Consider the following 18,103-nt stretch of genomic DNA (forward strand, 5'->3'; position numbering starts at 1 on the left):
AAATTTGCGGGAGATGGGCACCGGGCGACAAGATGCTCTTCCTTCGATCTTATGCCACCCCCCTTCCAAGTCAAATCCGGATCGGCCAGTGCAGGATCGATAGTGTCGTTTTTGTCCTAGAGCATTTTCCACATGATGTGGATCATCTGGTGTATCCAGCATGCCTAAAGTAGTTGGCACACATCTGCGGCGCAAACGACTTGACGAGTTTGCCGATGAGTTTGAGCAGGGCTTGGACCGTGCGGGTGGCGCCTTTGCGCAGCGCAGCTTTCAACCGGGAGAAGGCCTGTTCGATTGGATTGAGGTCGGGCGAGTAGGCCGGCAGATAACGCACGCGGGCGCCGACAGCCTCGATCGCCTCGCGGACACCGGCGATCTTGTGAGTGCGCAAGTTGTCCATGAAGACGATGTCGCCCTTGCGCAAGGTCGGCGCCAGGACTTGCTCGACATAAGCCAGGAACGAGGGCCCATCCATTGCACCGTCGATGACATAGGGCGCCGTGAGGCCATCGATGCGCAGCGCGGCGACAAGCGTCAGCGTCTTCCAGTGACCATGGGGCACGCCAGAGACGAGGCGCTCACCGCGAGGAGAGCGCCCATAGTGCCGGACCATCTTCGTCGTGACCGCAGTCTCGTCGATAAAGATGAGGCGCGGTGCACGCAGCTTGGGCTGCTCGGCTTTCAGCGCGGCACGCTCGGCAGCGACGTCAGGTCGATCCTGCTCGGCGGCGTGCAGTGTTTTTTTTGAAGGTGATGCTGTGACGGTCGAAGAAACGCCAGATCGAACCGATGCCGGCCTTTTGCTTTCTCTGAGAGCGCAGACGCGCGCGGATCTCCTCGAGCGTCAGGTCCGGCTCCGCGGCGATCAGCTCGATCAGCCACTGCTTGTGCTGCTCCAACGGCGAGCGGCTGTGCCCGGTGCCGGGCTTGGCCTCAACGTTTCCGGTCTTCCTCCAACGATCCATCCATCGGATCGTAGTCGAAGCGCCGAGATTGAGAATGCGCGCAGCCTCACGTGCGCTTTCGCCGGACTCAACAAGCTCAACCGCACGCACCCTGAGGTCCTTGGAGTATCCCTTCGCCATCGCATGCCCCGCATGTTGTCGCGGGCAACACCGAATCTGATTTGCGTGCCCGTGGGAATCCCCTTTGACTGTTCCGATTCACCTCAACTGGAAACCGCTCTAGCTTCTCGTGGGGCGAAGAATAAGCGAGGTTCACGATCTCCTTGAAGGTAGGACCACCTTGTCACGGCCTCGGCTGGCCCCAAAAAAAGCCCGCTCCTCGCAAGAGGAGCGGGCTCGGTCATGGCGTCCATGACCAGTCCAGGGAGGAACGTCCCAAGCGGGACAACGGAGCGCACGCGGCAGTGGCGCGGCGCAATTCGCAAAAGCGGCCATCGCAGCGGGCTGAAGGCAGCATGCCCTCGTTGACGCGGACTACGTCAACACCATCTCCCGCTTCTGGGTGACGGAAAAGATGTCCGCCACTTTTTCCGCGAGCGCCATTCCAAGGTCAGCATTGTTTTTGGCAGTGAAATGAATGCCATCCACTCCATCGGTCGAGATCACGCTCCCGGCATCGAGGAAATCGACCTTCAGGAAAGCCGCTAGTGATCTGTACTGCTTGGCGAGTTCAACCGTCTTCTCGCGACCACCTTCGAACATTCCCTGAAACCACGGGTCCGGCAAATCGGCGAGTGGGGGCGGCGAAACGATGAGCACTTTGGGCGCGGGATACACCGTTCCTACTCCGCCGCCCGAGGTGAGCACCTGCCCCGCCAGCTTGGACATACCGACCGCGATTTCGTAAGGGGTGCGGCGAAAATAGCTCTTCGTATCGTTGGTCCCGAGCATGAGGATGACGAGATCCAGCGGAAGATGACTTGCAATGGCGGATGGAAGATAGGCCGACCCGTTCAGCCGTGGATCCGCTGGATCATCGAGCGACGTCGTGCGTGCGCTCAAGCCCTCCTCGATGATTTCATAGTCCGGTCCGAGTTTCGCCGCCATGGCTCCCGTCCACCGCTCCGCATAGGGAAAACGCGTCGTCGGCGAGCCCTCCGGGACGGCAACCCATCCCCAGGTAAGCGAGTCTCCAAAGCACAGGATACGTTTCGTCATCGGTCCCTCACGAGTTTGATTTGGAACGAACGCCATAGAAGACGGCGGCGAGAAGAATGATGAGCCCCTGGACAATGAGCTTGCCGGGCTCCTGCACGCCCAGCGTCGTCATGACCACGAACAAGAGAGCGAAGCAGAGCACGCCGACGAATGGTCCCCAGACTTGCGCGGGTCGGCCGAAGACCACGCCGCCCAGAATCGTTGCCGCGATCGAGTTCATGACGAGTTCAGGTCCGAACCGCACGCTTCCGACGGCTATCGAGGATGTCTGGACCAGCGCAGCCACGGCAGACATGAGTCCCGAGATCGCGTGCGCTAGCACGACGGTCCGTTCGACGGGCACGCCCGAAAAATGTGCGGCTATCGGATTGCTGCCGATCGACCAGACGAAACGGCCAAACACCGATCTTCCGAGAAACGCACTCATCAGCCCGGCAAGCACGAACCAGAAGATGACCGGAGCCGGCAGCGTCCCGAGCCGCACATTATAGAGCTGGCGGAACTGGTCCGGGACGTCCCCCGGCGGCTTCCCGTTCGCGAGATATTCGACCAGTCCAATCAGAACGATGTTCACCGCAAGCGTCACGATGACGGCGGAAGCTCTTCGCTTGCCGACGAGAAGCCCGTTCAAAAGCCCGACCGAAAGTCCGACAGCAAGGCAGAGAGGAATGACCTGGAGAATCGGCCGGTCGTAAAGGAGGCCGGAAGAAATCAAGTAATTGACAAGCAGAATGACTCCGCCGGCGGACAGATCGATGGAGCGTGAGGAGATGACGAGCAGTTGCCCCAGAACGACGATGCCGAGCGGCACGACCTGACGGGCGAACGTGCCGAGAATCGCGACATTCATCAGATTGGGCCGCATCATCCACAAGGTGACGAGGAGCACCGCAACAACGATGTAGGAAGGCGGCATCCGCAACGCCACACGAGACAGGCTGTAAAGTCGCTGCATAACCTACAGTCCAATCGTCTTGCGGGGCTGAAGCGAGATGACGGCAAGCAGTATCAGCCCCTTCACGATGGTCTGTATGAAGGCAGAGACATTGAGCAGGTTCATGCCGTTCGCAATGACGGCAAGAAGCGCACAGCCGACGACGGTGCCGTGAAGGCTGCCGATCCCCCCGGCAAGCTGGGTGCCGCCAAGCGCAACGGCCGTGATTGAATCCACCGCATATTGTGCCCCGATGTTTGGGTCGCCCGAAACGATGCGGCCCGCCAGGAAGATCCCGGCGACCGCGGCGAAACAGGAACTCAGGACGTATGCCGCGACGACATTGCGCTGCTCGGCGATGCCGAAGGTGCCAGCCGTTTCACCTCCACCAATCGCAAAGAGGTGCAAGCCGAAGCGGGAGCCGTGCACCACCTTCCAGGCGACCAGGATTGCGGCAGCAACCCATAGGACAGGCATGTAGATGCCGAAAACCTTACCGCTCACGAGGAACAGAATCTCCGATGGCACTGCACCGCCGGCAGAGGGGCGCACAAACATCGCGACGCCCTGCACGATGCCGGTCATCGAGAGGGTCGCGATGATCGGATGCACCCTGAACGAGGTGACTGAAATTCCGTTCAGGAGCCCGATCGCCACGGCCGCGAGGATGACGGCGGGCACCGAAACATAGGCCGGAGCATTGAGCGACAGAATTCCCGTCGTCAGGCTGACGACGGAGCCGACCGACAGATCGAGCCCTCTGACGAGGATCACGATCATCTGTCCTATGCTCACGAGGATGAGTGGCGCTGCTTGTGCGACCAAGTTGAGAATGTTCTGCGAGCTCGCGAACTCGGCCGTCGAGAGGGTCAGGCCCGCACAACAGGCCAGCGCCGCGACCAGCGGAACGGTCCACAACCCGTGCCGGGAATTTGCGCCGAGAAACATGCGACCAAGGTGGCTCATCACTATCGTGTCCGCTCAACCACGCAGGGCAGCTTCGAGAATGGCATGCTCGGTCGCCGATCTGGCCGGCATTTCGGTCACCACATGCTTGTCGTGGATCACGTAGAGGCGGTCACAAAGCCCGATCAGCTCCAGGGTCTCCCGCGAGAGGACGACGACCGAGCCGCCAGCGTTCGCGTAGTCGCGAAGTAGCCTGTAAATCTCGGCCTTCGCGCCAACGTCGACGCCACGGGTCGGCTCCTCGATGATCAGTATGTCGGCGCCCAAGGCCAGATATCGCCCCAGCAAAACCTTTTGCTGATTTCCGCCCGAGAGCGCGTTGACCGGAAGGGACGGTCTTGCGGCCTTTATGGATAGGTTCTTCATCGAGTTCGCGATCACCTCGCGATGAGCCGCGGCCGGCTTCAGCTCGAAATGCCGGCTGTGCAGACCGATGGTGAGATTGTGCGCCAGCGAGAGGTCAAGAAACAGTCCTTCGAGCTTTCTGTCCTCGGGCACAAAGCCGAGGCCCAGCGCCTGCATCTCTCGAATGCCTAGCTCTTCCGAGAGCGGCAGGGCAAACTCCCGCCCCCTGACGGCCACCTTGCCACCGTGGGGCGCATATTGTCCGATGAGCGATCTGACAAGCTCACGCTGCCCTTGTCCCTCCAGGCCCGCAAGCGCGACGATCTCGCCGCGCCGGAGCACGATTGAAGAGGGCGTCGCCTCCGGCGTCAATCGCAGGCCATCGATCGAAAGAACGACCTCCCCGTCCGTCCGATCCGGCTTCGGCGGGAACAACTCACTCAGCTCCCGCCCCACCATCATCGCGATCAGTTGCTTGGGGGTGATCGACGATACCGGCACGGCATCGACATTCCGACCATCCTTCAGCACGGTGATCGTGTCGCAGATCTTGAAGATTTCCTCCATGCGGTGAGAAATGTAGACGACCGCCTTCTGCTCCTTCTTGAGCGCGAGAATCTGAGCATTGAGAACCTCGACATCGGCGGCGTTGAGCGCGGCCGTCGGCTCGTCGAGAATGACCACGTCGGCGCGTGCCGAGATGCCACGCGCGATCTCGACAAATTGTCGCTCCGCGATCGTAAGATTTCCGACGAGCGTCGCCGGATCAAGATCCAGGCCGAGCTCACGCAGGATGTCTTTCGCCTGCCGCTCCATGCGGGCCGTGTCGGTCGTGCCGAACTTCGTGACCGGCTCCTTGCCAAGATACATATTCTCGGCAATCGACAGATTGGGAAGCAGCGAGTGCTCCTGGAACACCGTCGATACTCCGGCATCGAGCGCCTCACGAGGTGAGGCAAAGCGGACGATGTGACCATTCTTCCGAATCATGCCGGCATCAGGCTGAACGACGCCTGCCAAGACCTTCATGAGGGTCGACTTGCCGGCTCCGTTTTCGCCCATGAGCGCATGAACCGATCCGGGAAGCAGTTGAAAATCGACGTTCTCGAGCGCGGCAATGCCCCCAAAGGACTTCGAGATCGATGTCATCTGGACAAGCGGTTGTGTGGTCACGCTTCGATCCAATGCTTGTATTGATGGAAGGTGGGTGCCGGCGCACAAGAATGAGCGCCGGCACCGGCAAAGATCAGCGCTTGCCGTAGTACCTCTGCAGATCTTGCTCCGTCAGGCTGGTCGGAAACCAGACGTTCGCGCTCAGATCTTTGCGGTAGAATTTCTTGGCTTTCTCCAGATCCCAGCCTTCGGGCTCATAGATGTACCGCTTGTGGAGTTGCTTGCCCTCAAGCAAAGCGACCACGGCGCGCACGCCAGCCGCCCCCTGTTCCGGTCCATACTCCGGCGAGATGGAAGGGAAGCCGAGCTCGATCCAACGGGCGAAAAAGCCGTTGTTGCCCTCGCCCGTGATTGGCGGAATCTTCGCGCCATACTGCTGGAAGACATCGACACAGGCGCGGGTCATATCGGCACCCGATGACCAGATACCGTCGACCTTCGGATTGTTCAGATAAAGGGTCTCGCACACCTGCTTGCCGACGTCATATTGCCACTTGCCGGCATCTTCCGCGATGATCTTGACGTCAGTACCTTTGATCGATTCCAGAAGGCCCTTGTAGCGGTTGATGTCCTCGGGGTGCGCCGGCAGTCCACGCAGGACCCAGATATTTCCCTTGCCACCGAGTTGCTTGACAAGGAAGTCCCCCATCACCTTTCCGAAGTGGACCCCCCCTCCCTGGATATCGACGGTGTACTTGTCAGTCTCGGTAAGACCGGTGTGCACGATGACGGGGATGCCGGCGGCGACCGCTTTTTCAATGCCGGCATCGGCAGAGGTCGGCGTCAGCGGCGTCACGATGATCGCGTCGACCTTCTGCGCGATTAGATCTTCGATATCGGCGACCTGCTTGGCTTGGCTTATATTGGCGTCCAGAAGAATGAATTGACCGACTCTTTTGTCGAGCTTGGCGGCCGCTTCCGCGTCGTGTGCCATCTGGACTGTCCAGGTGTTGGCATTGACGCCGAAATGGCTCATGCCGATCTTCCATGGACCGTCCTTTTTGAACTGATTCGGCGCCGTGACGCGCTCATCGCCTGGCCGCGGCATGACACCCTGCATCAGATTCACTTCCTGTGCGCGAGCTTCCGTCCAACTGACCAACGTCGCAGCGATCAGCCCTGCGACTAATCTCAATCCTTGGTGCATGAATCCCTCCTTCACCGCACGCGATGCGCAATTCTTTTCAGTAGAGGGAAGCAGAGCGCAGGCCGGCGCGCGCCTTCCCGCGACGGACGACGTTGTCAGATCCATTCAAGTCGATGGATCGGCTCCTCTCGACGAAGAGCTGCCTCTTGGTGTTCTACTCCCAATGCTGACGGGCTTTCAGTCCGCCGCCAGCTTACGAGTGCACAGTGAAACGTCGTTTGTCAATAGTTATTCAGATTGAATGATCAATTGGTTTATTGCACACTTTCGGTGGTGAGGACAATGTAGGACCGAAAAAGCACGGAGATTCAGGACCATGCGGGTGCGTTCGGTTCTATGTTTCGGCGATTCCAATACTCACGGCCAAATACCGGGGCGCGGGCCGCTCGAACGCTACGATCGCGCCACCCGATGGCCGGGTGTGCTTCAGGCCGAACTTGGGTCGAGATGGTACGTCATCGAAGAGGGGTTGAGCGGACGGACGACCGTTCATGACGACCCCATCGAGGGCACTCACAAGAACGGTCGGACGTATCTACGCCCGTGCATCCAAAGCCACACGATCCTCGATCTCGTGATCATCATGCTCGGCACCAATGACCTCAAGGTGCGATTCAACAAGCCACCTTCGGAGGTCGCAATGGGAATGGGATGTTTGATCTACGACATACGAGAATTGGCGCCAGGGCCGGGTGGAAGCGTGCCCGAGATCATGATCGTCGCCCCTCCCCCTATGCTAGATGACATCAAGGAGTGGAAATCAATCTTTGCGGGGGGACCGGAGAAGTCACGACAGCTCGGCCTTGAATTCGAAATCATGGCGGATTCCCTGGGCGTGCATTTTTTCAACGCAGGGACGGTATGCCAATGCGATGAAGCAGACGGATTTCATCTCAACGCCGGCGCGCATCGCGCACTTGGGGTAGCGCTGGCGCAGGAGATCGATGCGATCGGATGGCCGGCTGGTGATTCTCAGCGCTGAGCAAATCCCTGCCTGAATTCTTCTGAGAGGAGCAGTTCCTTGCCTGACATGCGATTTGCGCCACCAAACCCGCTGCGGATCGCAGACCGGGCGAGCGGCCTGAATGCGCCCAGCGTGAGAAGCTACAATGAACGACTTGTGCTCTCATTGCTGCTGCAGAGCGCCGGAATTTCACGTCTCGAAATCGGAGAAAAGACCGGCCTTTCCGCGCAGACAGTATCCGTCATCGTGCGTTCACTGGAGCAGGAAGGTCTCGTCTCGAAAGGGGAGGCGCAGCGTGGTCGGGTCGGCCCGCCGACCATTCCCCTCTCGCTCAATCCAAAAGGAGCCTTCTCGATCGGTGTGAGCTTCGGCGAGAGCGAGACCGACATTGCCATCATCGATTTCATCGGACAGGTTCAACACCACGCCGCCCATCCATACTCCGCCTTGCGTGGAACTGGCGTGCTCGCTGTAAAGATCGAGGAGGCTCTACAGGCCCTTCCGTCCTCGTACCGCACCCGGGTTGCTGGCATTGGACTGGCGGCTCCAAACGAGGCGGGCTCACCACACCACGTGAGAGATCTCTTGGGGAGCGATCTGGTAGATCTGCAAGCCAGCATCGAGAGTACCCTCAATCTTTCCGTGTACATCCAGGATGATATTACGGCGGCTGCGGGCGGGGAAAGCCTGTTCGGCGTGGCGCGCTCCCTGCCCGATTTTCTCTTCTTCTATCTGGGCTCTCACCTGCATAGCCGCCTAGTCCTGAACTATCAGATTCACAGGGGGAGATTCGGCATGAGCCACGACGTCGGACTGCAGCGTTTGCGAGAGGAATTGAAGCGGCATGGGCTCGTGCTCAATGACATCGGATCCAAAACCCTGCCGAAGGCTGCCGCGGAGTACTACGCCGAATGGCGCCGCCTATGCTGTCGCCAGTTCGTCGGATCAGTTCGCTCCCTCCTGAGCTTTGTCAGTTTCAACTCCGTGGTCGTCTCGAGCTACGCACCACCGAAACTCGGAGAAGCCCTGTGCTCCCAGCTTCATGAGGAGGTCCCTGAGGTGAATTTCCTCTACGGAGCGAACTCTGTCGCGCCAAAGGCTGTCGGCGCAGCCAATTTGCCATACCACTCGCGCTTTATGGTGCAGTAGGGAGCGTCACACCGATCTCTTACCTGCGTAAGGATCGCGTGGTGTTCAACTCCTGGCGCAGATCAAAGCCGTGGCTTAGACACCCTATGCTCGCGTCGCCAGCGCGCTACCGCGCGTAAAATAGTACAGAGTCGAAGACTAGCGCACGAGATCGTAAAAATGGCGGAGAGAGTGGGAGTCAAACCCACGGTTTTCGACCATTCCGCGTCGAACAGCTGAGACCGCACTTAAGCACTCGCCTCGCCCTGCCCTCGGAAGTTCAGATCCAGGCACATGCGCCACAGGCCTGCGCACGTTGGCTGTGTTGAGATTTTTCTCGATCTCCCGGTGCACACGTCGTGCACACGCCATCATCTAACCGGTTGAAAAGCTTAAACTCTCGCTCCAATCCATCATCGGGGCGACGGAAAATTTCCATGTCATCTCAATTGCCTAGCCGCAACATCGGTTCAATGCAACATGATGTTTCGGAGCGCTGCCCGGCCGAAACAGGCCGGCCCAACCAAAATATCGAAAACAACCCCATGCAAAGTAGCTTCGCCATTGCAGGGAGCTCAACGGAGGCGGTCAGAACTGTACCGGCTACCCGGGAAGTCGACAGACATCCGGATGCAGCAGCGGCGCCTCCTTGACCCAGATTTTCGCGCCCTGCGGGCCCACCGTCGCTTTCAGGTCGACGCCGGCGGGTAGCCGACCCCAGCCCTGCGGCTGCAGCGTCTCGCCCCCGATCGTTAGTCCCCCCGATAGAACAAAGAACTCGAGCCCGCGCGCGTTCGCAAGGCTGACGATTTCACCCGGCCGCCAGTCTTCAAGGCGGACCTCTTCGTGGCCGTCGTCAAATAGCACGCTGACGTTGCTTGCACCGGGGCGCGGCGCAACCTGTTGGCCCTCACCTGGCTGACGCACGACCTGGGTCCGGTCCTCGTCCCGGAACTGCCAGAGCCGCACGAAGATTGTGCAGCCGTCCTTCGAGGCGGGAACATGTGACGTCCCCGGAGGGTTGCGGAAGTAGCTGCCCGCGGGATAGTCGCCATGCTCATCCTGAAAGGTACCTTCAAGGACGACAATCTCTTCTCCACCGCCATGCGTATGACGCGGGAAGGCGCTACCGGGAGCATAGCGCACGATCGAGGTGGCGCGCGCGACCTCGGCGCCAATGCGGAACAGCATGCGCCGATCCACGCCGGCCGACGGACTCGCCACCCAGTCCAGCTTCGAGGCGTGAACGATAACAGGCTTCGACAGATCATCGTTGATGCGCATCGTTACTCTCCCTCAGGCTGCGCTATCCGAAACCCACCGCTTCTCCATTTCGGATCTCTTGACCAGCGCAGGTCCTAAACCAGGACACGTTCAGAACCCCGCGAGCGGAACGCCGCTCGCCGCATTCTGCGGTCGTCGTGACGCGATCAGCCGCCGCGCCTCGTCGGCGCGACCACTGCGCAGCAAGGCGCAAGTCACGGAATATTCCAGCAGGTCGCGCTGCGCGCGGCTGCCTCCAACCCTTTCATGGGTTGCCAGGACGGGCGTTAGCTCATCGACGACGCGTGTCCAGTCCCCCTTGGCCAAACCATCGAACCCGCGCGCGATGGGCACCACCATGTCCGCGGCGGGTCCCTTCGGGTTCTCGATGATCCTGGCCAAGGCCTCCGCATCGCCGGCCATTGCAAAGGCGAGCGCGCTGTGCATGTCGGCAAAGATGATCCCCGAGTTGGGAAACCACTTCGCCGCATACTGGCTGATCTCGCTCCACAGTTCCGGATATCGCGGCTCGCCCGCCATCTCGGCGCGCGCAAGGAACGAGGCGCAATCGGTGAGGACATTGATTTGCGGCCCCCATGAGCCGCCCGGATGCAGCGCCTCACGATAGATCTGCCAGGCTTGATCCCGCCTGCCGGTCTCCAGCGACCACAGGGCAAGATGCCAACTGATATGGCAATGCAGTTGCGCCTCGCGTGGGTAAGCGGCGTTCCATTGCTCGAGATAAGCCAGCCCCTCCTCGCGCTGTCCCTTCTCATAGAACAGATGGGCCTTGATATGCGCAGCGTGAGCGTTGCGGGGACAACCACGAAGTGCGGTCTCGATATTCCTGAAACCACTGTCGAGCCTGTGCAGCTCGATTTCGGCAAACGCGAGCACGGTTCGAAACCACCAGTCATCGCCGTAATGGGTTGCAAGCGGCTCCAGCATCGCCAGTTGCTCAATCTCGCGGCCGGACTTGCCCGAGAAGCCGATCAAGCCGAAGACACCGGTGGCCGGTGCCAGCACCATGGCATCGCGCGGCCAGTGCTTGATATGTTCGGCGATCGCCGAAACCGCCGCAGCGCCTTGACCACTCAGGATCTTGGCAAAGATCGCAATATGACCTTGCTCGCGCGAAGTCGTAGCAGGCGCCAGCGCGATCGCGCGTTCGAGCGGCGCTTTGACTTCGTTGCCGCGACCGAGCAGTTGCAGGGTTCGCGCAAGCGCAATGTGCGCCAGAGCAAAACCTTCGTCGGCGGCGATCGCGTCGCGGAATGCCTGGTCAATCCCCGACCCAGCCGAGAGCAGCTTGTCGACGCCGGCGACATATGCGTCGCGGGCGGCGGCAGAGCTTGTGCTCAAGGGGTTGCCGTACCGGTCTTCAAGAACGCCCACCCGATTTCCCATCGAACTCTCGGTCATTTTGATGACACTCCCTCCATGGAAACCTGCTTGGCCTTGGCTTGCCGCCGGCGGCGCTCGTCACCCAGCTTGAGCAGCCGCTCGCGATCCTCTGGATTTACTCTTCCATACCGGGGCCGCCAAAGGGAACCCTCCTCCTTCCACGCAAATGGCGCTTTCACAGTCGTTCGCGGCGCCGTCGCCGTGTCAAAAAGGGCGAGCGCCTGGCGCATGATTTCGCGCTGCATGTCCGGTCGCCAAGGATGCCCGCAAGGATTGCCCAGCGGGAAATCCCTGAAATAGAACCGTGGCACGCCGCAGTGCTCCACGACATCCTGCGCCGAGCCGACAATGACCGTCGGAATGCCGTTCGCTTCCAGATGCCGGGCCACCAAGCTTACGGTCTGATGACACACGGGCAAAGGGGGCAAAGGATCGCAGCATCAGCCCCGTCTTTTCGAACCCGTGCCAGGATTTCAGGTGCATCCTCCGCGTTCGTTTTCCGTTGGCTGTATTCTGCCGGCACGCCGTGAAAGTGCCGGGTCAGTCCGACAAGGGCGCCCTCGCCGACCAATCCAAAAGCGGCTTCTACCGGCAGGAAGCTGCCCGGATCATTGGTGTGGGTCGACTCCTTGTCCCACGCAACGTTGTCGGTAAACAGCTTCCCGGGCGGCGGCGAAACCTCACCCGACCACACCCGTTTGACGCCGTCAAAATCCGGCGGACTGGCCGTGGTAATCAGTGCGATACGCAGATCCGATGACAGTTTGGCAGGTTTGATGAAAGGGACATCATCAAACCTCGCCCAGACATAGTCGTTGTCGTAACCAAGGGCACGGTAATATTGGCGCGTTCGCTCCATATATTGAACCGGGGTTTCCGCTACGCTCATGTGGATTCTCCTCGAGACGCTAGCTTGGTCGTGCGGTGGGCCGGTATGAAAAGCCGATGAGTGCCAGCAATGCGGCGACGAGTGGTGCGAACGACAGCATCAGGACGGTCGACCAGCTGAAGGACGACAGCAGCCCGCCCGACAGGAAGGAGCCGACGGTCATCGTGCCGAAGACCACGAAGTCATTGAGCGACTGAACGCGCGCCTTTTCCTCGGGACGATGGCACTCCAGAACCATCGCGGAGGCGCCGATGAAGCCGAAGTTCCAGCCGATCCCGAGCAGGCTCAGCGTCGCCCAGAAATGCACGACATCGATCCCGAGCAGGCCCACCGACGAAGAGGCCGCAATCAATACCAGCCCGACCGCGACGATCGCGGATGCGCCGAAGCGCGTGATCAAGCGGCCGGTCCAGAAACTCGGGGCGTACATCGCAATGACGTGCCACTGCAGACCGAGATTGGCCGATTCCTGAGGCAGCCCGCAGAGCTTCATCGCCAGCGGGGCTGCGGTCATGAGGAAATTCATGAGCAGGTAGGAGACGACCCCGCAGATCACGGCCAGGATAAAGCGCGGCTGCCGGGCAATGACAGCGAGCGGCCTTCCGGCGTTGAGATGCGTTGCAGTCAGCGGAGGAAGCTCAACGCCCGCCAGAATAACCGCGGAGAGCGCCGCAACCACCGCCTGGCCGACAAACGTCGCGGCAAAGAGGTACGGCGCCCACAGATTCATGGTGTGCGTCACAAGCTGTGGACCGATCACACCGGCGAACACACCGCCAGCCATCACGGCCGAGAGCGCGCGCGGACGCCGTTCAGGTGCTGCGCAATCGACCGCCGCAAAGCGGAACGAGAGCACCACGGCCGCGTAGACGCCGCCAAAGAAGGTCCCGGCGCAGAATAGCGGGAATGACGCGTTGAGTACCGCCAGGACCGCAATCAAGCCTGCGAGGACGCCGCTGCCTGCACCAAGCAGGAATGTCGTGCGCCGGCCATAGCGCTGCGCGACAACGCCCGCCGGCAGCGTGCACAGAGCCATGCCGACGACAAAAACCGAGACCGGCAGCGTCGCAAGTGCCTTGGTGGGCGCCAGCATGTCGCCGACCACGGCCCCGGTTGCGTAGACGACCGTGGAATTGGCGCCTGCGAAAGCCTGGGCGACAGCCAGCCTTGCGACATTGTTGCGCTCGCGGCGAATGGCGGTCGGCGCCTCATGGGTGGGAACGGAAAAATTGAAGTTCACGTTGCGGCTTGCTCCGCCGTTAGATGTCCGTCGATGGGACGTCGATCAGACCAGTGGCCGATCCACCGGGCCGTGGATCACCGCGTCGGAGTTAAGGAGAAATCGCTGGACTTTTCCTTCTACAGATTGCCAATTTATGTCGATGTAACGTCACATTTCGCCAGGGAATGCCGGCTGGAAGACGGTCGATGCCCCGCAGGGCCTCGGATCACCGAAGCCTTTGATCGTTCGGGTGCAGTCTCTTCCCGCGAGGAGCTACTTCGCCGAACACAGTCACAGCTGGAATCAGCTGGTCTACGCGATCTCAGGCGCGCTCACCGTGAAGGCGGATGGACGGCGCGTCGTCATTTCTCCGGAACAGGCCGTCTGGCTGCCGGCCGGTACGAAGCATTCGGTCGGCTCGCTGATGGGAGCGGAATTCCGGAGCCTCTGGGTCGCCAATGCTGCCAGCCAAGGCATGACTTCGCGCACGACCGTCATCCATGTGTCCCCGCTCCTGCGGACGCTCATCGTGGAAGCCGCGTCGCTGAAAAGCGAGGATCGTCGCTACGCCGACCGCGTTATCGCGCTCATCCTCGATCAGTTGCGGCGGGCGACGCCGATCTCGGCAGCGTTACCTTGGCCCACCCACCCGGGCTTGCTGGCCCTCTGTGAAACCCTCTACGCCGATCCTGGCCGCAGGGACTCGTTGGAAACCGCGGTTCAGTTCGGAACAGGCGGAATACGGTCGTCCGGACCAGGGGGACGCTCGCTTGTGCGCCGCTCTCAATGGCGAGGTAGGCGCGAGCCGTCCCTGCCCCGTCATCCAGCGAAAACAACGACCATGATCGATCCCCAGGTCGTCAGCAGAATATTGGAGATCGGATAGGCGGGCGTGTAGCCAAGCACCACCACGGAGCTGCCCGAGCGCTCCTGAATGGCCGCCATCGCGGCCGTGACCGTCTGTGCTCCAGTCAGCGCACCGAGCAGGAGGATCGGGTTCATGCGCAACACGAAATGGCCGAAGCAGAAGCCGACGATCTGCGGCAACAGGGTGACGATCATGCCGCCCAGCAGCAGCCCGATGCCCGACTCGCGTATCGCGGAAAGGAAGATCGGCCCGGCATGAATCCCGGTCAGGCCGACGAACGCAGCCAGTCCGAGCGATGTCATCAGGCTGATGGCGCCGTCGGGGATCCGGCCGAAATACGGCAGACGCGTACGGAGGTAGCCGACCAGAAGTCCGGCGAGCAGCGTGCCGACGCTGGTGCTCAGCGAGATCGTGATGCCGCCAACCGAAAAGCTTATGAGAACGCCAAGGAGGCCGCCGAGGAAAATCGCGAGCCCCAGCACCACGAAATCGATCGTGGTGCTGGGCGCGACGATGACGCCGATGCTCTTGGCCGCATTCTGCACCACGGTTTCAGGACCCACGATGCTCAGCAGATCGCCGCGCTCCAGAACCGTGCCCGCAGCGATCGGAAGCGCTTCACCGCCCCGGCTCATGGAGCGCAGATAAAGGCCGCGCGTCCAGTCTTGTTCAGACGCCTGCTGGAGGCTGCTGCCCGCGAGCTTCGCGTTGATCAGGAACACGTCCGCCGCGACCACGGGGATATCGAGGAGCTCCCGGTCCTCGACCTCCTCCCCGCGCGGTCCGATCAGTTCGACGATGATCTGGCGCGGCGCCGACAGCGCGACGACATCGCCTGCCGCCAGCACCGTTGCAGGCTCCGCCTCGAGGACGCGCTCGCCGCGACGGATGCGGTGGATGAATACACGCTGCCCGGGCACGCGCGTTTCGGCGGCCGCAACTGTCAGTCCGACGATCGCAGCGTGAGCATCCAGCCGGTAGGCGCGCAGTTCGAACTTGCGCCAGGCCGACGCGAGGCCGGGCTTGGCGCGCGTGATGCCCAGGGTCTGCTCTAGCTTGAGCGCCTCCGCCTTCAGATCGATTTTGAGCAGCGCCGGAACGACAATGGTGCAAAACGTGATCACGCCGGCATAGCCGAAGATGTAGCAGACCGCATCCGCGACCGCGATATGCGAGACAAACAACGCGCGCTGTGCCTCGGACACAGGCAGGGAATTGACCGCGTCGGTCGCCGTACCCATTGCAGCGCTCTGGCTGAGCGCGCCCGACAGGAGCCCGGCGGCAAAGCCGGGGTCGAGCCGCAGCACGCGTGCCACGACGATCGCCGCCACAAGACCGGTGAGGCTCACGACAACGGCCATCAGCATGGGCTTCAGCCCGTCGCGCTTCATCGCCAGCACGAATTGCGGACCGACCGAATAGCCGACCCCGAACAGGAACAGCAGGAACAGGAACGATTTGGTCATGCTCGAGACGGGCACATGCGCGAAATCGCCGACCGCGAGTCCTGCGAACAGCGCGCCCGTCACCGGGCCAAGGCTGAAAGCGCCGATCTTGAAGCTCCCGATCCAGTAGCCCGCCGCGATCACCAGGAACAGCGCGAGCTCCGGATAACGAACGAGAAATTGCGCCAGCCAGCTCAACATCGTCTCAACACGGTCCCGGGCCGCGACTATGTCATCATCATCACCAGCACCATGCCCCAGATCGTCAGCAGCGTGTTTCCGACCGCGTAGGTGACGGTGTAACCAAGACCGGGAATCTGGCTCTTCGCTCGGTCGTTGATCATGCCCAGCGAAGCGGTCGTGGTGCGCGCGCCGGAGCAGCATCCGAGCAGGATCGCGTCGTGGAAGCGGAACACGTATTTGCCGACAAACATCGCCAGGATCAGCGGCACGGTGGTCACGACGACGCCCCAAAGGAACAGGCTGAAGCCGAGCTTTTGCAGGCCGGCGACAAATCCCGGGCCCGAGGAGATTCCGACCACGGCAATGAAGACGTTCAGGCCGACCGAGTTCATAAACCACACGGTGGGTGACGGGATGCGGCCGAAGGTCGGGTGCACGGACCGGAGCCAGCCGAAGAACAGACCTGAGATCAATGCGCCGCCGGAGGTGGACAACGTCAGCGGCACGCTTCCGATCTTGTAGACGAAGGCGCCGACCAGGGCGCCGATCGCGATCGCAGCTCCGATGAAGGCGACGTCGGCAACATCGGTTGCACGGTCCGGCCGGCCCAGCATCTTTGTGGTGGCAGCGACATCGGACGTGCGGCCGACCAGGGTGAGGATGTCGCCCCGATTGATCTTGGTGTTCGGCAGGATCGGAATCTCGGTCGCGATCGCCCCCCGGGCGATCTTGCGCAGGAATACGCCGCGAGCGCCCGGTTCCTTGGCCAGTTGCTCCAGCGTCTTGCCGTCGACGTCCTTGCTGGTCACGTAGACATCGACACCTTCGATCGGCACCGCCAGCAGCTCGCGATCGTCAACTTCCTCGGCCTGCTCGCCGATCAGCTGCACCAGCACATCGCGGCGCCCGGCGACGGCGACGACATCGCCGGCATGTATCACGGTGTCGGAGGTTGCCTCCGCGATCTTGCCGGCTTGCCGGAGCCGGAGGACGAAGATGCGATGATCGGGAAGCAGCGCCTCGGCCTGCCCGACGGTCTTGCCGGCGACGGGTCCGCGCTCATGAACGCGATAGGCGCGCACATCGAACTGGTGCCAGGCCGTCCCTGGGCCGCCCAGCTCCTTCTTGCCGCCATGCTCCTCCTCGTATTTCTTGCACGCGGCTTCGAGATCGATCCCGAGCAGCGCCGGTCCGAGCAGCGCCAGCACGATCGCCGACCCAACCGTGCCGAAGATATAGGTCACGGCATAGGCGACCGGCATGGCATCGAGCAGCTTCTTGGCTTCGTCCGCGGGCAGACCAAGGCGATTGATGGCGTCGGTCGCGAGTCCCATCGACGCGGAGATCGTCTGCGAGCCGGCATAGAGCCCGATCGCCGATCCGACGTCGTAACCGGCGACCTTGGCGCCGAGATAGGCGGACAGCAGACAGAAGACGCAGACCACGGCCGCGAAAATCGCCTGCGGGACGCCGTCCTGCGCGATACCGCGCACGAATTGCGGTCCGACACCGTAACCGATTGCAAACAGGAACATCAGAAAGAAGAACGGTTTCAGCGGCCCTGATATGGTGATCCCGATCTGGCCGATGATGACAGCGGCAACCAGTGTCGCGGTGACCGCGCCCAGTCCAAGCCCCTTATAGGTGAAGGAACCGAAATAGTAGCCCAGGGCCAGCGAGAGGAAGATCGCAATTTCGGGATAGGTGCGGAGCGTCTGGAAGAGCCAATCGATCATGATGTCACCCGTTCATGCTGCCCCGGGGCTTCGGCGTGCGCCCGCTTCGATCTCGTGCGGGGGGTGCCGAAAAGGGCGAGCAACCGTATCGGTCGACATCAGACGGCGGTTGGCGAGCAGAATGTTGATCTATGTCAACCGCAACTGCGAGAGCCTCGCGATTTCATGATCTTGCCGACACTACGCACGTGCCGCGCACTTACATCGTGAGCGGCGATCCGTCGCAGCGATCGCATCGCGCTGCGCGTGACCGTTGACATAGATCAAGGCTCGTAACCGGTCGCCGATCATGCTGCGCGCGATTGCGCAGGCA

Annotated in this window: 16 protein-coding genes; 3 read left to right on the forward strand and 13 right to left on the reverse strand. The window is 61.4% G+C overall.

Annotation, left to right across the window (positions count from 1 at the left end):
- Positions 1-142: 142 nt before the first annotated feature.
- The 6 genes from J2R80_RS34250 to J2R80_RS34275 form a co-directional block, all read right to left on the reverse strand.
- Positions 143-1,085 (reverse strand): IS630 family transposase gene (locus J2R80_RS34250; protein ID WP_141343507.1). Its coding sequence is split into 2 segments (ribosomal slippage): positions 143-745 and positions 747-1,085, totalling 942 coding nucleotides; the frame shifts between segments, so codons are not numbered across the junction.
- Between the two features lie 354 nt (positions 1,086-1,439).
- Positions 1,440-2,123: an SGNH/GDSL hydrolase family protein gene (locus J2R80_RS34255; RefSeq protein WP_141340192.1), complete on the reverse strand. Its 684-nt coding sequence runs from the start codon at positions 2,121-2,123 to the stop codon at positions 1,440-1,442.
- Between the two features lie 7 nt (positions 2,124-2,130).
- A complete protein-coding gene (locus tag J2R80_RS34260) occupies positions 2,131-3,078 on the reverse strand; it encodes an ABC transporter permease (RefSeq protein WP_253640129.1) in 948 nt (315 codons plus the stop codon).
- Between the two features lie 3 nt (positions 3,079-3,081).
- Positions 3,082-4,023 (reverse strand): ABC transporter permease, encoded by a 942-nt coding sequence (locus tag J2R80_RS34265; RefSeq protein WP_141340193.1) that lies wholly within the window; start codon positions 4,021-4,023, stop codon positions 3,082-3,084.
- Positions 4,024-4,038: 15 nt separating this feature from the next.
- A complete protein-coding gene (locus J2R80_RS34270) occupies positions 4,039-5,517 on the reverse strand; it encodes a sugar ABC transporter ATP-binding protein (RefSeq protein ID WP_229189103.1) in 1,479 nt (492 codons plus the stop codon).
- A gap of 97 nt (positions 5,518-5,614) precedes the next feature.
- Entirely contained in the window at positions 5,615-6,688 is a 1,074-nt protein-coding gene (locus J2R80_RS34275) for an ABC transporter substrate-binding protein (protein WP_168856804.1), read from the reverse strand.
- Positions 6,689-7,004: 316 nt separating this feature from the next.
- On the opposite strand from J2R80_RS34275, the gene J2R80_RS34280 reads away from it, so the two are divergent.
- Both J2R80_RS34280 and J2R80_RS34285 read left to right on the forward strand, forming a co-directional pair.
- A complete protein-coding gene (locus J2R80_RS34280) occupies positions 7,005-7,670 on the forward strand; it encodes an SGNH/GDSL hydrolase family protein (protein WP_200844587.1) in 666 nt (221 codons plus the stop codon).
- A 48-nt stretch (positions 7,671-7,718) separates the two neighbouring features.
- Positions 7,719-8,801, forward strand: coding sequence for an ROK family transcriptional regulator (locus J2R80_RS34285; RefSeq protein WP_253641053.1), 1,083 nt, complete (start codon positions 7,719-7,721; stop codon positions 8,799-8,801).
- A 582-nt stretch (positions 8,802-9,383) separates the two neighbouring features.
- Here J2R80_RS34285 and J2R80_RS34290 read toward each other — a convergent pair.
- The 5 genes from J2R80_RS34290 to J2R80_RS34310 form a co-directional block, all read right to left on the reverse strand.
- On the reverse strand, positions 9,384-10,064 hold the full coding sequence (locus J2R80_RS34290) for a cupin domain-containing protein (RefSeq protein WP_168856805.1): 681 nt from the start codon (positions 10,062-10,064) through the stop codon (positions 9,384-9,386).
- Between the two features lie 90 nt (positions 10,065-10,154).
- Entirely contained in the window at positions 10,155-11,465 is a 1,311-nt protein-coding gene (locus J2R80_RS34295) for a tetratricopeptide repeat protein (RefSeq protein ID WP_057017167.1), read from the reverse strand.
- Positions 11,462-11,836 carry a hypothetical protein gene (locus J2R80_RS34300; RefSeq protein WP_253640131.1) on the reverse strand — a complete coding sequence of 125 codons (375 nt, stop codon included), beginning with the start codon at positions 11,834-11,836 and terminating at the stop codon, positions 11,462-11,464. The genes J2R80_RS34295 and J2R80_RS34300 overlap by 4 nt, the downstream gene beginning before the upstream one ends.
- A gap of 5 nt (positions 11,837-11,841) precedes the next feature.
- Complete coding sequence (locus J2R80_RS34305; protein ID WP_253640132.1) at positions 11,842-12,336, reverse strand: hypothetical protein; 495 nt, start codon at positions 12,334-12,336, stop codon at positions 11,842-11,844.
- Positions 12,337-12,355: 19 nt separating this feature from the next.
- Entirely contained in the window at positions 12,356-13,531 is a 1,176-nt protein-coding gene (locus tag J2R80_RS34310; protein ID WP_244558757.1) for an MFS transporter, read from the reverse strand.
- Positions 13,532-13,796: 265 nt separating this feature from the next.
- Here J2R80_RS34310 and J2R80_RS34315 point away from each other — a divergent pair, with 265 nt between their 5' ends.
- Entirely contained in the window at positions 13,797-14,444 is a 648-nt protein-coding gene (locus J2R80_RS34315) for a cupin domain-containing protein (RefSeq protein ID WP_246786804.1), read from the forward strand.
- Here J2R80_RS34315 and aspT (J2R80_RS34320) read toward each other — a convergent pair.
- Both aspT (J2R80_RS34320) and aspT (J2R80_RS34325) read right to left on the reverse strand, forming a co-directional pair.
- The gene (aspT, locus tag J2R80_RS34320) at positions 14,378-16,072 is read right to left on the reverse strand and encodes an aspartate-alanine antiporter (RefSeq protein WP_076826342.1); all 1,695 of its coding nucleotides are present in this window, start codon (positions 16,070-16,072) and stop codon (positions 14,378-14,380) included. The genes J2R80_RS34315 and aspT (J2R80_RS34320) overlap by 67 nt on opposite strands.
- A 26-nt stretch (positions 16,073-16,098) precedes the next feature.
- Positions 16,099-17,790, reverse strand: coding sequence for an aspartate-alanine antiporter (aspT, locus tag J2R80_RS34325; RefSeq protein ID WP_076826340.1), 1,692 nt, complete (start codon positions 17,788-17,790; stop codon positions 16,099-16,101).
- Between the last annotated feature and the right edge of the window lie 313 nt (positions 17,791-18,103).

It is taken from the genome of Bradyrhizobium sp. USDA 4541, from assembly GCF_024171085.1.
GTDB classification, from domain to species: domain Bacteria; phylum Pseudomonadota; class Alphaproteobacteria; order Rhizobiales; family Xanthobacteraceae; genus Bradyrhizobium; species Bradyrhizobium australafricanum.

Excerpts from the sequence above, each read along its gene's own strand:
- J2R80_RS34255 (WP_141340192.1), bottom strand. The coding sequence starts at position 2,123 with ATGACGAAACGTATCCTGTGCTTTGGAGACTCGCTTACCTGGGGATGG.
- J2R80_RS34260 (WP_253640129.1), bottom strand. The coding sequence starts at position 3,078 with ATGCAGCGACTTTACAGCCTGTCTCGTGTGGCGTTGCGGATGCCGCCT.
- J2R80_RS34265 (WP_141340193.1), bottom strand. The coding sequence starts at position 4,023 with ATGAGCCACCTTGGTCGCATGTTTCTCGGCGCAAATTCCCGGCACGGG.
- J2R80_RS34270 (WP_229189103.1), bottom strand. The coding sequence starts at position 5,517 with ATGACATCGATCTCGAAGTCCTTTGGGGGCATTGCCGCGCTCGAGAAC.
- J2R80_RS34275 (WP_168856804.1), bottom strand. The coding sequence starts at position 6,688 with ATGCACCAAGGATTGAGATTAGTCGCAGGGCTGATCGCTGCGACGTTG.
- J2R80_RS34280 (WP_200844587.1), top strand. The coding sequence starts at position 7,005 with ATGCGGGTGCGTTCGGTTCTATGTTTCGGCGATTCCAATACTCACGGC.
- J2R80_RS34285 (WP_253641053.1), top strand. The coding sequence starts at position 7,719 with ATGCGATTTGCGCCACCAAACCCGCTGCGGATCGCAGACCGGGCGAGC.
- J2R80_RS34290 (WP_168856805.1), bottom strand. The coding sequence starts at position 10,064 with ATGCGCATCAACGATGATCTGTCGAAGCCTGTTATCGTTCACGCCTCG.
- J2R80_RS34295 (WP_057017167.1), bottom strand. The coding sequence starts at position 11,465 with ATGACCGAGAGTTCGATGGGAAATCGGGTGGGCGTTCTTGAAGACCGG.
- J2R80_RS34305 (WP_253640132.1), bottom strand. The coding sequence starts at position 12,336 with ATGAGCGTAGCGGAAACCCCGGTTCAATATATGGAGCGAACGCGCCAA.
- aspT (WP_076826342.1), bottom strand. The coding sequence starts at position 16,072 with ATGTTGAGCTGGCTGGCGCAATTTCTCGTTCGTTATCCGGAGCTCGCG.
- aspT (WP_076826340.1), bottom strand. The coding sequence starts at position 17,790 with ATGATCGATTGGCTCTTCCAGACGCTCCGCACCTATCCCGAAATTGCG.